This is a genomic window from Erysipelothrix sp. strain 2 (EsS2-7-Brazil) (genome assembly GCF_016617655.1).
In the GTDB taxonomy this organism is placed as follows: domain Bacteria; phylum Bacillota_I; class Bacilli_A; order Erysipelotrichales; family Erysipelotrichaceae; genus Erysipelothrix; species Erysipelothrix piscisicarius.
In genome coordinates, this window is sequence record NZ_SCFT01000020.1 from 12142 (window position 1) to 27443 (window position 15302).

Consider the following 15302-nt stretch of genomic DNA (forward strand, 5'->3'; position numbering starts at 1 on the left):
CCAGAGTGTGATAACATAACTTAAAAGAGGTGACACAATGAAATTAGAAGTATCAAAAGAAGCAGCAGAGTGGTATATTCGCGAACTGAATCTTAAAGCAAACGACAGCGTTAAATTTTTTGGAAAGGTTTATGGTCCTCACGGTGGTTTCTCATTTGCGTTGGCAATTATGGAACCAAGTAGACCACTGGAAATGATCAAAGTAGAAGGCATCAACTTTTATGTTGAAAAGTCAGATGACTGGTTTTTTGCCGATAAAGACCTCAGTATTACGTTTGATAAAGAACGTGATGAACCAAAATACGATGTCACAATTATAGAGGGGTAACCCTCTTTTTTTTACTTTCTTCTAGATATCATAGACTTTTAATATTTTATGATAAAATAATCTTAGAGGTGAGTTTATGTCACGAAATGAAGTTATTATTAATAATCAAAAATTTAAAGTGCCCACAGACTTTGTAAATCAAACCAAAAATTTCATTGCTTTAATGCTTTTATATGATTGCGCAGTACGCGAAATCACCACCAAACTTGAAATTTTGGACAGAGAACTTGGAACACTTACGACCCGAAATCCAATTACAACCATAAAATCACGCGTTAAAAAACCACAAAGTATTGTGGAAAAGCTACTTAGACTTGAAGTCCCTTTGAATGTGGATTCAATCCCTCAGCACTTAAATGACGTTGCAGGTGTTCGGGTAATCTGTTCATACATTGATGATATCTATATTGTCGCAGATATGATTTCAAATCAAGATGATATCCAAGTCCTTGAAGTTAAAGATTATATTCAATTTCCTAAAGAAAACGGTTACCGGAGTCTTCATTTAATTGTGGAGGTTCCCGTCTTTCTTTCAGATGGAAAACATTACGCTAAAGTAGAAATTCAAATTCGTACAATTGCCATGGATTTTTGGGCTTCATTAGAGCACGAAATCCGTTACAAAAAAGATCATCGCCATCTTGAGTTAGTATCCGAAGAACTTTTCGACTGTGCAGAGACGATTGCAAAAACAGATCAAAAAATGCTTGATATTCGAAATTTAATTGACGATGAAAATTCAAAGAGTAATTTTTAGAACGCTTATGCGTTCTTTTTATTGTTTTCTGGGTGTTCTTTTATTCATTTAATGCTTTTTATTTAAGAAAAATTAAGTTATATTTATGAAAAAGGAAGTGATTTATGCGTAATCAAACAAACCGGCTTTTCTTATATTTAAGTATTTTACTTATTGGCTCTGCATTTGTTCTTGATTCACCCGAAACCATTTTTTCTGGAATGATTCAGATCATTGTTCAGTCAGATATTTTGATTACCGATTATTTCGCAATCGGCGGCGTTGGTGCAGCTTTATTTAATGCTGGTCTAATCACGCTTATTTCCGTTTTAATCATTATGTATTCTGAGACCGAGTTTTCAGGCTCGGTCATAGCCTCAATTATGCTTATGTTAAGTTTCGGATTGTTTGGTAAAAACATTGTCAATATTATTCCGATACTCATTGGTACTTATCTTTATGCGCTTGTAACCAAAGAAGCTTACAAAGATATTGTCCATATCTCTTTACTGGCGACAAGCTTTTCTCCAATTGTTAGTGAATTAATGTTTGTCGTCAATCTCCCTCTATACTTACGGCTGATTCTAAGTATTACAGTTGGACTTTCAATTGGTTTTACGATTAAACCCGTAGCACGCTCTCTATATAAAGTTCACGATGGTTATAGTCTTGCGAATATTGGGTTTGCGGTTGGAATTATGAGTACCCTCTATGTTTCGATTATGAAATCGTATGGCTATGTCCCTTATAAGCGATTAATCGTAACGACAGAATACACAATTCCCTCTGCCGTTGTATTGTCGATTTTGTTTCTCTTGCTTTTCTATATCGGTTGGCTCAGTGATCATGACGCTTTTAGTAAATACCGCCAATTACTTCGTGAAACCGGTCATGGGGACAATGATTTTTATAAAAAATATGGCCTCGGTGCTGTTTTAATTAATATGTCCGTGAACGGATTCTTAGCTTTATTCTTTGTGCTCGTGGTTGCGAAAGGTGCACTTAACGGACCGAATATTGGGGGTATCCTTACCATCATTGGTTTTTCAGGGGCTGGGAAGCATTGGAGAAATATCACCCCGATATTTATTGGTGTGTATCTTGGCGGTCTTACGAAAAGTTGGTCATTAGATCAGCCTGCCGTTTTACTTGGCGCTTTATTTAGCACCGCGCTGGCTCCAATAGCTGGTGACTTTGGATTTATTTGGGGTATTGTCGCTGGATTTATAAATTCCTCAGTTGTTTTAAATTCCGGTTCGTTACATGCTGGTATGAACCTCTATAATACGGGGTTTGCTGTAGGTATTGTAGCAGCGGTAATGGTTCCTGTGCTTCGCTTATTTATCCCTTTAAAAGAACAACGTTTTAAGTGATGCACTCTTAAATATGTATTGCTTTGAAGTTGGTGACACCAACTTCTTTTTTTGTGCTAAAACGTATCTGTTCGGTATGATTGTGATATAATTCTAAAAAGGAGTGACACATATGAAACAATTAGAATTAAAAGATTTTTTGAATTATACTTATTTGGCTTCACTTACAACAAGTCCTGCTAAGAAACACATGGCATTTATTAAATCGGTTGGACGTTATGATGAAAACGATTATGTTCACGATCTCTATCTTTCCGACGGATTAACACACAAACGAATATTTGATTTAGGAAATGATTCACGTTATTTTTGGGAAACGGATAATACCCTTTTACTCCCTTTAGCGCGCTTAGAGTCTGAAAAAGAAGCATTAAAATCTAAACATTCAGTCTTTTATCGCTACGATATTCACTCAGGTGAACTGAATCATGCCTACACGTTTAAATTTCCAGTAGGATCTTTGAAAGTCATTGATGAGAATCATTTATTGCTTTCAGGAAGTTTAAGTGTCACCGATCATGTATTCCTTGATGGCGATGATGATGCGCGATCAAAATATAACGCAGAAGTAGAATCCAGTTCATTTTTCGAAGTCTTCGAAGAAATCCCTTTCTACTCAAACGGCGGCGGTTTTAACCAAGCCAAACGAAGTCAGTTGTTTATTTATACGATTGATGAAGACCGTTATGTCGCCCTCTCAGATAAAAACGAAGATATTTCACTCTATCATTTTGATAAAGAAAAACAATGCATGATTTATGCTCGTGAAGTTGCAACAGGTAAACCGGATTTCTATCAAGATATCTATCTTTATGATTTTACGAAAAATGAAGAGACAGAACTGTATACGCAACATAATTTTTCATTCAGTTCCGTATTTATGATTCATCAAACAATTTATGCATTCGGTAGTAATTTAAACGATTATGGTATCAATCAAAATGGCGATCTCTATCAAATTACCCACAACGCACTTATCAAGGTTCAAGATTTCGGTTTAAGTGCCTGGGGGTCCATTGGAAGTGATGTCCGCTACGTAGATTCCATTACAAGTCGTGTTGTTGATGATGTGTATTATTTTGTAGGAACATATCGTGATCGAACAGTGCTTTATAGTTTTGATGGAACATCCATCAAACGTGCATTTGATGCACCCGGTAGTCTTGATGGTTGGATTAAATTTAATGATGAGTTTTACGGTATTGGTCTTTACAATAATAATCTTCAAGAACTTTATCGACTTGACCTCGCTAAAAATGCAGTCACAATGGTTTCGGAATTTAATCAGTCTATTTTAAAAGATACCTACATCGCAAAACCCGAACACTTTGAATATACTCATGATGGTCAGTTGCTTGATGGTTGGGTCCTTTTACCTCAAGATTACGACCCAACTTCATCATATCCCGCCATCTTAGATATTCATGGCGGACCAAAAACTATTTATTCTGATGTTTTCTATCATGAAATGCAAGTTTGGGCAAATAAAGGTTATATTGTCTTCTTTACAAACCCACGCGGCGGTGATGTCTATGGAAATGAATTTATGGATATCTTTGGTCGTTATGGTGATGTTGACTATGCTGATCTGATGAAGTTTACAGATATCGTCTTGGATCGCTACGCTATTGATCCGAAGCGCGTCGGGGTAACTGGAGGTTCTTATGGCGGATTTATGACAAACTGGATTGTTGGTCATACAAATCGCTTTAAATGTGCAGCAACCCAACGCTCAATTTCAAATTGGATTTCATTCTATGGGACTTCAGATATTGGATTCTATTTCGCTGATGATCAAACGGCAGCAGATCCCCTTGAAGATACTGAAAAGATGTGGAATCAATCACCACTAAAATATGCTCGCAACGTGAAAACACCGTTACTCTTTATTCACTCTGATGAAGATTATCGCTGTCCAATCGAACAAGGTATGCAATTCTTCACATATCTCAAAGAAAATGGCGTGGATACGCGTTTTGTTTGGTTGCGTGGAGAAAACCACGGACTTTCACGTAATGGTAAACCAAAAGCTCGTATCAAACGACTTGAAGAAATTACCAACTGGATGGATAAATACTTAAAACTGTGAGGTCTTTAAATGTTTGGTAGTCTAACTCTAAAGAATTTTAGATGTTATAAAGATTTGCGAATCGAGTTTAAAAACAAACGTGGTACTGTAAAACCGCGTATCTACATTTATGGTGATAATGCCTCGGGTAAATCATCACTCTTACTTTCCTTTGCGTTTTTACGAAAAATGAATAACGGTCTTTACCTAAATCATTTACTTGAAACACGTGATCATCCAAAATATGATCATCCTTCAATTGAATATTTCAACCTTCGTGAGGAGGCAAAACGTCACTACCGTATTTTCGCACAAGACAATATGGTTTTAGCGTATGAAATGATCCTTGATGGCCAGGTATTTGTTTACGAAATTGTTTTCAATCAATATCAAGAAATTGTGAGTGAAAGCCTCTTTAAACGCATTAATAATCGAGCTATCATTATTTTTACGGCATCGCCTACAGACTTTTCATTTGGACGAGGTATGATTCTAACCAAAGACATTCCAGTAATCCAAAACCTCTATGATACGTATTACGGTGAACACACCATGTTGTCAATTTTAAACTTCATTATTGAACGTCAATCCGTTTATAAAATTGCGATTAAGTATACGTTGCTCGATGTATGTATGTTTATCCGTCGTATGCATATTGGTGTTGAACCCTATTACGATCATCAAGCATATTTTAATTTCTTTACTGATAACAATATCACCCCTTTTACAGGAACCCATGATCCAATTGGCAAGCTCGCTTTCGAAAAGGCTCAGCCCTTATTAAGTAATATGTTGGTGACACTTTTTCCTAATGTCATCGAAGCATATTATGCCTTTACCCATAAGGGAAAAGATTTATGGGATTATGAGTTAAAAGTCGTAAAGAAAGGAATTGAAGGGAATTACACCATCCCCTATGGGGATTTCCCTTCGGGAACTTATGATTTTGTGAATAAGATTTTTGCCCTTTTTGATGCATTGATGGGAAGTACGTTAATCGGTGATGATTTCGATTTGTCACTTCATACTTTCCTCGTGCAGCATATTATTCAGTACTATATGCCACAAATTGAAGGGCAAACATTTTTAACCATGGATAAACTTTCAACTATGAATATCGTTGATCCTGCAAGCATTTATATTTGCAGTGCAAATTCTGATTTAAGTTATACTGTAAATTGTATTGAAGATATTGCACCTACCCAAGCCAATCACAACGTGCGAAACCGTTATGAACAAGGCGTGTATGGTGAACTCCATCGTCCTCAGTTTGTGAAAAATGATGAGTATTTCGTAGAGTTTAAGAAGTGGGTACAGCAGGTGCACCGTGTAATGTATAAAGAAGACTTGTTTTAGTCTCTATGAGGTGAATTATGAAAATCGGTTTTATCGGCGTTGGTAATATGGCTAACGCGATCATAAATGGTATTGAGAATAAGGATTCGATCTATATTAGTGGAAGAACCTACGAGTCTACTTGTGATAAAGCATCTGCACTTGGCGTCCATCCATGTAAATCAAATCGTGACTGTGCGCAAAGTGTCGATTTACTATTTCTATCTGTTAAACCGGAAATGTTTGAAACAGTACTCAATGAAATTAAGCCCGTATTAGATCATCAAACCTTAGTTTCAATTGCGGCTAAAAAGACCCTTAAGGATATTGAATCCTTATCTGGTCCCATGCCAATCATAAGAGTTATGCCTAACTTGAATGTTGCGATTCAACGTGGGATCTCTGCAGTTTGTCATAATACGATGGTATCTCCTGAAGCTTTAACTGAAGTTCAAGATATTTTCGATGCACTTGGTGGGTTTGTATCCATCCCTGAATCACAATTTAGTGGTTTTATTGGGTTAGCTGGGAGCTCTCCTGCATTTGTATTTAAATTTATCGATGAACTTGCGAAGTCAGTACTTGAAGAAGGCTTTGATTATGAGACCGCCCTTAGAATTACCTGTGCTGCAGTTTCAGGAAGTGCAGATTATTTAAGTCAAAGTGGCGAACCGGCAGATGTCCTTGTTGATCGTGTATGTTCCCCTGGTGGCACAACAATCGAAGGTGTTCGTGCACTTGATACGCATGGATTTGCTGAAGCAATTCACGCTGCTTCACACGCTACAATTCTTAAAGATAAACAAGGATAAAAGAGCCAAAAGGCTCTTTTTCTATTTTCTAGACAATTTCATCTTGTGTGCTTTGGATTCCTATTGTATCCTTTGTTTAGATAGATTCGAGGTATCATGATGATTATACAAATAACGACATATTGTTTGATTGCTTTGTGTTTTGGTTTATTAAGCACGTATTTAATGAATCAGGAACATCAGAAACAATCCTTTTGGCTTAATCTTTTAGGTTATGGCATTCTTGTTAATGCTGTAACGATATTATTCATACGCTTTGGTTTGGAGAAGCCTCAAGTTTTATTAAGCAGTGCTTATACTTTAAGCTTTGCACTTAAGTTTGTGCTTGTTTCAATTCCTGTAGGATTACTCTTCATGTTTCTTCAAGCGATTATCAATAATACGATTATTTTTATTCCTGGAGAATATGTTCGTGCACGGAGTCACCGTATTGTAAATAGTATTCTTGTCATACTAATTGTGATCGGTGCTGCATTTTTCTTCTTTTCACGTTGGTTTACAGCTTTCTTTGGTGCACTCACACCTGAGCAGTTCATCTTTAACCTTATCTCACCAGTCAAAGGAACCGGAGATAGTGTTATGGTTCAATTATTAAAACCAATCGTAAAGACTGCTCTGGTTGCTATTATATTTGTTCTTGTCCTCTTAAACAAAAAGGACTTACATATTTTTAGAAAACACCGTCGCGAAGTATTTACTGCTCAGCAATTGCGTACATCAACTTTAATCATTGGAATTGTACTTGCTTTATTGGGGACTGTGTATGGCGTAAAACGATTACGACTGGATGAAGTCGCAACTTCAGTTGCAAGTAAATCCCCCTATATTGAGTCAAATTACGTCAAACCGAGCGATGATATACTTCATTTTCCAGAAAAAAAACGCAATCTAATTCATATTTATGTTGAATCTGTGGAGAACTCTTACCTACCTAAAGAATTAGGTGGACACATGGATATGAATTTGATGCCAGAGATGACTGAACTTGCGAAAGAGGGGATGAGTTTTTCTCATAATGACACCTTTGGAGGACCCTATCAAACATATGGATCCGGATGGTCTGTCGCAGCAATGGTTAATATGGGAATGGGAATTCCTTTAAAAGTTCCAGTAGAAGGTCAAGACTACGGTAAATCGGGATATTTCTTACCGGGTGCTCGCGGTATTGGAGATATTCTTCATGATCAAGGATACGAACAAACCATTATGTTTGGGGCTGATGCTGATTTTGGAGGGCTTACAACTTACTTTACTTCTCACGGTGGGTTTAATATATTCGATTTAAACCATGCGCGAAGTGAGGGACTTATTCCGCAAGACTATCAAGTATGGTGGGGCTATGAGGATGATAAACTGTATCGCTTTGCAAAAGATGAAATAACACGTCTTTCCACAACTGGAAAACCGTTTAATTTCACCATGGAAACAGCCGATACACACTTTCCTGATGGCTACTTACAAGAAGGCGCACCCACACCACACGATTCTCAATATGCAAACGTAATTCAATTCTCACAAGCAGAAACTGTTAAGTTTGTTCGTTGGATTCAAGCGCAGCCCTTCTATAAAGACACAACCATTCTAATCACGGGTGATCACTTGAGTATGGATAAAAAATTCTTTGAGCATTTTGATCCGAGCTATCAACGAACGGTCTTTAACCTAATTCTCAATGCACCTCAAAAATCCGCAGAAACTCATAACCGTGCATTTTCCCCCGTTGATTTCTTCCCGACAACACTTTCCGCAATGGGTGTCGAGATCGAAGGCCACCGTCTTGGTTTGGGTACTGATTTGTTCTCAAAAGAACCAACACTGGTTGAACGTGATGGTCTTGAGACCTTTAATGCAGAACTATCTCGTAGAAGTACTTTCTATGATCGTTCTTTAATGACAACACTCGATAAATAATTAAAAGGGTCAGACACGTGTCTGACCCTTTCCTTTTACGATATATTTATACGATGTAAGCTGTTTTAAGCCCATAGGACCACGCGCATGCAACTTTTGAGTACTAATGCCTATCTCAGCCCCAAAACCAAACTGTGAGCCGTCTGTAAAGCGTGTTGATGCATTCACATACACTGTAGATGCATCAACTTCTTGCGTAAAGCGTTGAGCCGTTTTCTCATTATTTGTAATGATCGCTTCTGAATGCTTAGTATTATAGAAATTAATATGCGCAATCGCTTCTTCTAAAGAATCCACAACCTTAACCGACATTTCTAGATCCAAATACTCTTTTCTAAAATCATCCTCATTTGCAAGTACCATTGTATCCACAATTTCACACGCAACCAAATCCCCATGATAAACAACATGAGAAAGCTTATTCACTAATAAAGGTAAAAATGTTGGTGCAATATCTTTATGAACAACTAAAGACTCCATCGTATTGCACACACCCAATCTCTGACATTTCGCGTTTTCAATAATATCTAAAGCCATCGATACATCCGCATCGTGATCAACATAAATATGACAATTCCCTGCCCCCGTCTCAATAACGGGTATGGTACTGTTTTCCACAACGGCACGAATCAAGCCCGCGCTCCCTCGTGGAATCAAGACATCGATATATTCATTAAGTTTCATAAGTTGGGTCGTTACTTCACGACGTGTATCTTTAATAACTTGGACACAGTTGGGATTTATATTTAAATCCGTCAAGCTGTTACGAACAATTCGTTCAAGTTCTATATTGGTATGTATCGCTTCTTTTCCACCTTTTAATACAACCGCATTACCACTTTTAAAACATAAACCAAAAGCATCGACCGTTACATTGGGTCTTGATTCATAAATAATCCCAATAACACCCAGTGGTACGGATACTCTTTCAATGTACAATCCATTTTCAGGTTCTAAAACCTCTAAAACTTCACCAACTGGATCCTTTAACAGCGTAAGTTCATTTAGACCTTGTACCATCGCTTCAATGCGTGCTTGATTTAAAATTAAACGATCACGCAATGCGCCAGTAATTCCATTTTGATCTGCCGCTTCCAAATCCAATTGATTCGCTTCGATAATTACATTAGCTTGCCCTAATAAATCATCGCCAATATGTTTAAGTGCTTTATTCTTCTGTTCTTGTGTCAGAAGTGCAAGCGAGCGCGATGCTTCTTTTGCGTTAATTCCAATTTCTTTCATCGTTCCTCCTACAAATAAGCTTCTAAATCAAATGATTCTGATTTATTTGCTTTAAAATAAGTTCCAACTACTTCCCCATCAAGAATTTGATGAAGTATATTCACGTCTTTCCCGTTTGCCAAGACCATATCTGCTCCGGAACTGGTTACAATGCGACCTGCATCAATCTTGGCACTCATGCCACCCGTACCAACAGCGGAAGAACTTGTTTCTTTCCCCATTTTCAGATGACGTTCATCAATTTTCTCCACATATTCGATGAGTCGCGCATCTTCATTTTGTGATGGATCATCCGTATAAAACCCATCAATATCCGAAAGAATAATAAGCAAATCCGCGTCAATCATCGCAAGTACAAACGCACTGAGATGGTCATTATCCCCAAACTCAATCTCATGAGTAGCTACGGTATCATTTTCATTCACAATCGGAATAACACCCATTTCTAAAAGTTCATGAAAAGTATTTTTGGCGTTGTTGCGACTTTCTTCTTTAAACATTGTATGTTTTGTAAGTAACACTTGCGCAACCACTTGATTGTACTCCGCAAACAATCGCTGATAGGTCATCATTAGCTTCGCTTGACCAATCGCGGCTAGTGCTTGCTTCTTGGCCATTTTATCGGGGATCTGAGATAGATTTAATGCCTTTCGACCAACTGCTTGTGCTCCAGAAGACACAAGCACAACTTCTTTACCTTGGCTTTTTAAGTCAGCCAAAACTCGGACGAGTTGCTCGAGTTTACGAAAATTTAAGTCTCCTGATTCTTTATGCGTAAGGGATGATGACCCTACTTTCACCACAATACGTTTTTTATCTCTTAAAACTTCTCTATTCATGATTTTGTCCCTCTATTTCTCCATCTATAATACACTATCTTGTATCTTTTAAAAAGTGCTTCGATAACGTCTAATTATTGTAGTTTTACGGAAATATTGTTATAATGGTGGTCCTGGGGATGTCATGGTTTCGACAGGATTTCGTTTGATTCGAATTGCAGTGGAGTTGCTACCTAATAGCTAAAAAAAATTAACTGGAAACAACAGTTTACAATTCGCTGCTTAATTAGCGTTTAACGCTGCAGCCTGATATCGGGCGTTTGGTCTTTGGGCAAACGATATCAACTCACTCACAAAGAATAAGGGCCAGCACTGCTCGGTGTATGCCACGAAAATTTTAGAGCACATCAAAGGAAGGTTTGTCTGGAGCTTGAACTTTGATTATTTAGAAACAGACTAAACTGTAGACATTCGAATGTGGAACACTTCTTGGACGCGAGTTCGACTCTCGCCATCTCCACCATATTAAATTTCAAACCACCTTCCAGTGGTTTTTTATTTTACCTCCCCACATTCCAAAATGTTCAAAATATGATACCGCAACATTTTGCTATTCAAATCCGTTATAATTGATGTAAAGGGGGAAACATGAAAAAAAATTCAAGAATCATCGTCTTTATTGTTTGTATCGGTGTTTTAGTCCTGATGGGTCTTCCTAATTACTTATCAAAAGGAAAACTCCAATCTATTGATCCAACACAGGTTGAATCAATCACTTACAAATCCAAAGAGACTGAAATCACTACTCACGATGCAAATCGTATTTTAGAGAGCATCACGCTCTTAAAATCTCTTGAACTAAAGGGTTCTACACGCCAGATATCACAGCCTGATACGAAGGATGATATGGAGCTCATATTTAAGGACAAAAATCACATGAAGCTTTCAGTCTTTGACGATAAGCTTGTGGTTGATCGAAAAGTCTATCGCATCGATCCCAACCACGCTACGAAACTCATAGACCATATTCAAACACAAAAATAAAGGAGAACTTATGACAAAGAAAAGTCTACTTCATAATTATTTACAAATTTTTATTATTTCAGTTTTCATCCTATTAATTCCATTTGCACTTGGATTTCTAGATTTTGGGGTCAACCCCTTCATCTCAGCAGTAATCCTGATTTTAATTGGACTGGTATCGATGCTCCTCCATGGTCTGGTGGAGATGGTTGTTTTCTTCAGTCGTCTTGAAGATGCGGAACTGAATTGGGACCTTGTAAAACAAGTTGCAGCGTATGTTGATTGGGGACGGGCACTTAAATTTTATTTACTTTCTGCGCTTGCAATTACAATTGGACTTGTTCTTTTACTTGTTCCTGGTATTTATATCGCAATTCCCTTATCAATTCTTAGTTTTGTGCTTGTGGATTTCCCAGACGATCATAATCTTTTTGAAAAGTGTTTTGAAATCAGCAAAGGATACCGTTTACGCATTTTCGGTTTTACCCTTGCCCTTGTCTTTATCCAATTTTTATTTAAAACACTCTTGGATTCAATATTTGGGCCAGGCACAGCGCAAGGAAATATACTCGATCATGCTCTGAGCCTGCTTCTTGCACCAATTTCCGTAAACTACTTTACAAACCTTTATCTTGAAGCAACCGGTCGTCTCGCATAAAACATAATAAAAGCGTATTTCTCAACATGAGAAGTACGCTTTTTTACTAGTATCCAAAGAGTTGTACTGCGTATGCATAACCATCTTCAATATAAACAGCTGTCGCTGTGTAATTAAAGTCGTTCATGATATTACTGTAATGTCCTGGAGAGTTCATCCATAAGTTCACTAAGAAATCCATATCAATACGACCGTATACAATGTTTTCACCATTGATATCATTTGCCATTGATAACACCGATTGCCCATTCGGACGAGTGTGTTCAAACAGAACAGAAATCTCTTTTGCTCTTATTTGAGCTGAATTATAAAGGCTATTTGACCAAGTTAAATTGCTTAAACCGTTAGCACGACGCTTTGCGTTAATGAGATTATAAACCTCAGTTGCATAACCATCACTCATTGATCCCCGTGCTTCATACGTTCCATTCACAATAATCTTATTAACAGGATGTTTAACGACTGAGGAACTTTTCACAGTCCATTCTGAATCCACACCATCCACAACCTTGACGCTGTAGACAATTTCTTTCTTGCCGTTTTCTCCATCACGTTGAACGTAACTTTCACCTTTATTCATTGATGCATCTTCGCGGTATTCCTCAGAAAATGCAATGGATTCATAATCTTTCGCTTCACGATAGGTTACCGTTGGTTCCTTCTTCTCAGATGGTTTCTCTTGTTTTTTCTCAGATTCTTTTTTCACTTCGTTTTTAGTTTCTTTAGATGCTTCTGATTTCGATTCTTTTTTGGAATCTTTTTTTGTGTCTTTTTTTGAATCCTTTTTTGCGTCAGTCTCTTTTTTCGATGCTTCTTTTTGTTCCTTCAAAACATCCGTTATTTTCTGATCGCCGTCTTTATCATCCAATAATGTAAATGGAACTCTGACTTCCTTCTCATCAACCATAAAGACCATGTTTCCATCTTTATCAACCTTGACTTCATTATTTTCAGTAACATCCAAACCATGTTTTTTAAGAAGTTCCACGTCTTTTGTTGTTAGGGTTTTAGCTTCAAGTGTTTCCTCAGATTTTGTCTTTGCGCCACAACCTGTTAGTAATACAATACATAATAATAAGGTAATTCGTTTTTTCATAAGTATCGACTCCATTCCTAGTTTATTATACGTTACAAATAATAGGAATTCACCCCACTCCTTTCTCACATTTTTCATAGTGTTTCGCTTTTGATGAACAAAAATCACGTTTTCGATACATTTTCGTTCTTTTTGATTTCAAATCGTTCATTATTTGTCCAAACTCCCGTATCCTAAATCATGTATAATAGAATAAAAAGTGAGGAAGCTTATGAACTATGATGCAGTTATCTACGATCTCGATGGGACGGTCGTAAACACATTTGACATGAACCTTTACCCATTAATGAAAATTGTTGAAGAGGAGCTCGGAATTCATATGACTTATGATGAATTGATTCACTTAACATGTTATGACGGGCATGGTGTTTTAAAAGCATTAGGCATTTCGACAGATGTTTATCCACGTTGGGTTCAATATGTGAATGAATATCCACATCCTGCAACGTTGTTTGACGGTATTGAATTTGTACTCGAATCTCTTGATGGCATCGTTAAGCAAGGTGTCGCGTCATCAAAACGTCGCTTACAGTATGATATTGATGTGGTGGAAAACGGAATGGATGGTTATTTTAACGCTGTTGTGTTATCCGGAGATACACAACATCATAAACCACACCCCGAACCCCTTCTTGTCTGTGCAGAAATGCTTGATATCACGCCCAACCGCGCTTTATATGTTGGAGATAGTATTTTTGATTATCAAGCTGCTAAGGCCGCTGGAATGGCTTTTGGACTGGCAAGTTGGGGTAATGTTTCGATGGAAGGAATGGATGAAATTGATTTTGTTCTTGAAACACCCGCTGACATCCTCAAAGCAGTATTCTAATGGATCTGTTTATGAATCAAGCACATCAACTCGTCGATGATGGATATGTCAGTGGACTTGCCTTTGCCGTCTATGAAAATGGCATCTGGACCGAGACGATTTATGGCACCACAACATTTGAAGGTCAAAAACTTGAAGAAACGCACCAATTTGATGTGGCATCAATCACCAAATTATTCACAACAACGCGCATCCTTCAACTTTGCGATGAAAAAGTACTCTCCTTGGATGAACCCATCCAAACATACATTAACGATTTTAAAAATCCTGAAATTACCGTATCACACTGTTTGCTTCATCGTTCAGGTTTGGCTCCAAGTGTTACAGGACGTTCTGAAATGAACCGTGAACAAATTTACTTAAGCGTGATGAATTGTGACGATCTCATCAATGCCCCAAATCAAGAAACCATTTACTCTTGTATTAATTTTTTAATCCTTGGATACCTTATTGAAGCAGTAGACACCGATTTAAACCAGAGCTTCTCTAAATCTATTTTTAATCCCCTCGAGATGACGAACACAACCTTTAATCCGAGACAGACTGAACGGTGTATTCCCACGGAGTTAACGGAAAAATATGGCCTACTCCAAGGTGTTGTCCACGACGAAACGGCGCGAAATTGTGGGGGCATTGCTGGCAATGCCGGTCTTTTTTCTACATTACCCGACCTAAAACGATTTATGGAAGCAATGCTTACTTCCGATTCTCGCCTTTTATCATCAAAATCCTATGAGCAAATTCGAAGCACAAATATTAATTCGCGTTCGTACGGTTGGAACCGATACGTCTATAACGATATCGATGCCTGTTATCATACTGGATTCACAGGACCGCTTCTTGTTTTTCATGATAATCGAGCCATGATATTACTTGCTCATCGCGTTCATCCAACTCGTGAAGATCACGGTTATCTGCAAAAGCGCGAAGTGCTCATGCAAACGTTTCTTGTAAAAAAAAGAAATAGCGTTTAAGGAGCTATTTCTTTTTCCTAAATTCAAATCTCAACCGCACCACCCAAGGTGCGGTTGTTTTTGTATAATAAAAGGAGCCCACCCGACTAAAAGGAGCTCCCATATGAAGTATAAACAATTAGATAAAAAAATGAAAGA

At 37.6% G+C, this 15302-nt stretch carries 14 protein-coding genes and 1 other RNA gene; 12 read left to right on the plus strand and 3 right to left on the minus strand.

The annotated features are described in order from the left end of the window. Positions 1-37 precede the first annotated feature (37 nt). From EPJ90_RS08040 to EPJ90_RS08070, 7 genes are all read left to right on the plus strand, one after another. Positions 38-328 (plus strand): HesB/YadR/YfhF family protein, encoded by a 291-nt coding sequence (locus EPJ90_RS08040; protein WP_013852418.1) that lies wholly within the window; start codon positions 38-40, stop codon positions 326-328. A 76-nt stretch (positions 329-404) separates the two neighbouring features. Next, positions 405-1085: a GTP pyrophosphokinase gene (locus EPJ90_RS08045; protein ID WP_200542944.1), complete on the plus strand. Its 681-nt coding sequence runs from the start codon at positions 405-407 to the stop codon at positions 1083-1085. A 104-nt stretch (positions 1086-1189) separates the two neighbouring features. Beyond that, positions 1190-2437: a DUF1576 domain-containing protein gene (locus EPJ90_RS08050; protein ID WP_200542945.1), complete on the plus strand. Its 1248-nt coding sequence runs from the start codon at positions 1190-1192 to the stop codon at positions 2435-2437. A 112-nt stretch (positions 2438-2549) separates the two neighbouring features. Beyond that, positions 2550-4526, plus strand: coding sequence for an alpha/beta hydrolase family protein (locus tag EPJ90_RS08055; RefSeq protein ID WP_200542946.1), 1977 nt, complete (start codon positions 2550-2552; stop codon positions 4524-4526). 9 nt (positions 4527-4535) lie between these two features. After that, the gene (locus EPJ90_RS08060) at positions 4536-5861 is read left to right on the plus strand and encodes an AAA family ATPase (RefSeq protein WP_200542947.1); all 1326 of its coding nucleotides are present in this window, start codon (positions 4536-4538) and stop codon (positions 5859-5861) included. 17 nt (positions 5862-5878) lie between these two features. Beyond that, positions 5879-6652, plus strand: a complete 774-nt coding sequence (proC, locus tag EPJ90_RS08065; RefSeq protein WP_200542948.1) for a pyrroline-5-carboxylate reductase — start codon at positions 5879-5881, stop codon at positions 6650-6652. 99 nt (positions 6653-6751) lie between these two features. After that, a complete protein-coding gene (locus EPJ90_RS08070; protein WP_200542951.1) occupies positions 6752-8563 on the plus strand; it encodes an LTA synthase family protein in 1812 nt (603 codons plus the stop codon). A gap of 9 nt (positions 8564-8572) precedes the next feature. Here EPJ90_RS08070 and EPJ90_RS08075 read toward each other — a convergent pair whose 3' ends face one another. Both EPJ90_RS08075 and proB read right to left on the minus strand, forming a co-directional pair. Further along, positions 8573-9805, minus strand: a complete 1233-nt coding sequence (locus EPJ90_RS08075) for a glutamate-5-semialdehyde dehydrogenase (protein ID WP_125163836.1) — start codon at positions 9803-9805, stop codon at positions 8573-8575. 8 nt (positions 9806-9813) lie between these two features. Further along, a complete protein-coding gene (proB, locus tag EPJ90_RS08080; RefSeq protein ID WP_161636930.1) occupies positions 9814-10644 on the minus strand; it encodes a glutamate 5-kinase in 831 nt (276 codons plus the stop codon). 115 nt (positions 10645-10759) lie between these two features. On the opposite strand from proB, the gene ssrA reads away from it, so the two are divergent. The 3 genes from ssrA to EPJ90_RS08095 all read left to right on the plus strand — a co-directional run bounded on the left by ssrA (position 10760) and on the right by EPJ90_RS08095 (position 12265). Then, positions 10760-11107: a transfer-messenger RNA gene (gene ssrA / locus EPJ90_RS08085) on the plus strand. A 125-nt stretch (positions 11108-11232) separates the two neighbouring features. After that, on the plus strand, positions 11233-11628 hold the full coding sequence (locus EPJ90_RS08090; protein ID WP_161636929.1) for a hypothetical protein: 396 nt from the start codon (positions 11233-11235) through the stop codon (positions 11626-11628). Between the two features lie 10 nt (positions 11629-11638). After that, the gene (locus EPJ90_RS08095) at positions 11639-12265 is read left to right on the plus strand and encodes a hypothetical protein (protein WP_200542949.1); all 627 of its coding nucleotides are present in this window, start codon (positions 11639-11641) and stop codon (positions 12263-12265) included. Positions 12266-12311: 46 nt separating this feature from the next. Here the strand turns inward: EPJ90_RS08095 and EPJ90_RS08100 are convergent, their stop codons facing one another. Then, positions 12312-13361 carry a G5 domain-containing protein gene (locus tag EPJ90_RS08100; protein WP_161636927.1) on the minus strand — a complete coding sequence of 350 codons (1050 nt, stop codon included), beginning with the start codon at positions 13359-13361 and terminating at the stop codon, positions 12312-12314. A 211-nt stretch (positions 13362-13572) separates the two neighbouring features. Between EPJ90_RS08100 and EPJ90_RS08105 the strand changes: the two genes are divergently transcribed. Together EPJ90_RS08105 and EPJ90_RS08110 are read left to right on the plus strand one after the other, a co-directional pair. Next, positions 13573-14190, plus strand: coding sequence for an HAD family hydrolase (locus tag EPJ90_RS08105; protein ID WP_161636926.1), 618 nt, complete (start codon positions 13573-13575; stop codon positions 14188-14190). Further along, a complete protein-coding gene (locus EPJ90_RS08110) occupies positions 14190-15164 on the plus strand; it encodes a serine hydrolase domain-containing protein (protein ID WP_200542950.1) in 975 nt (324 codons plus the stop codon). The genes EPJ90_RS08105 and EPJ90_RS08110 overlap by 1 nt, the downstream gene beginning before the upstream one ends. The last annotated feature ends 138 nt before the right edge of the window (positions 15165-15302 follow it).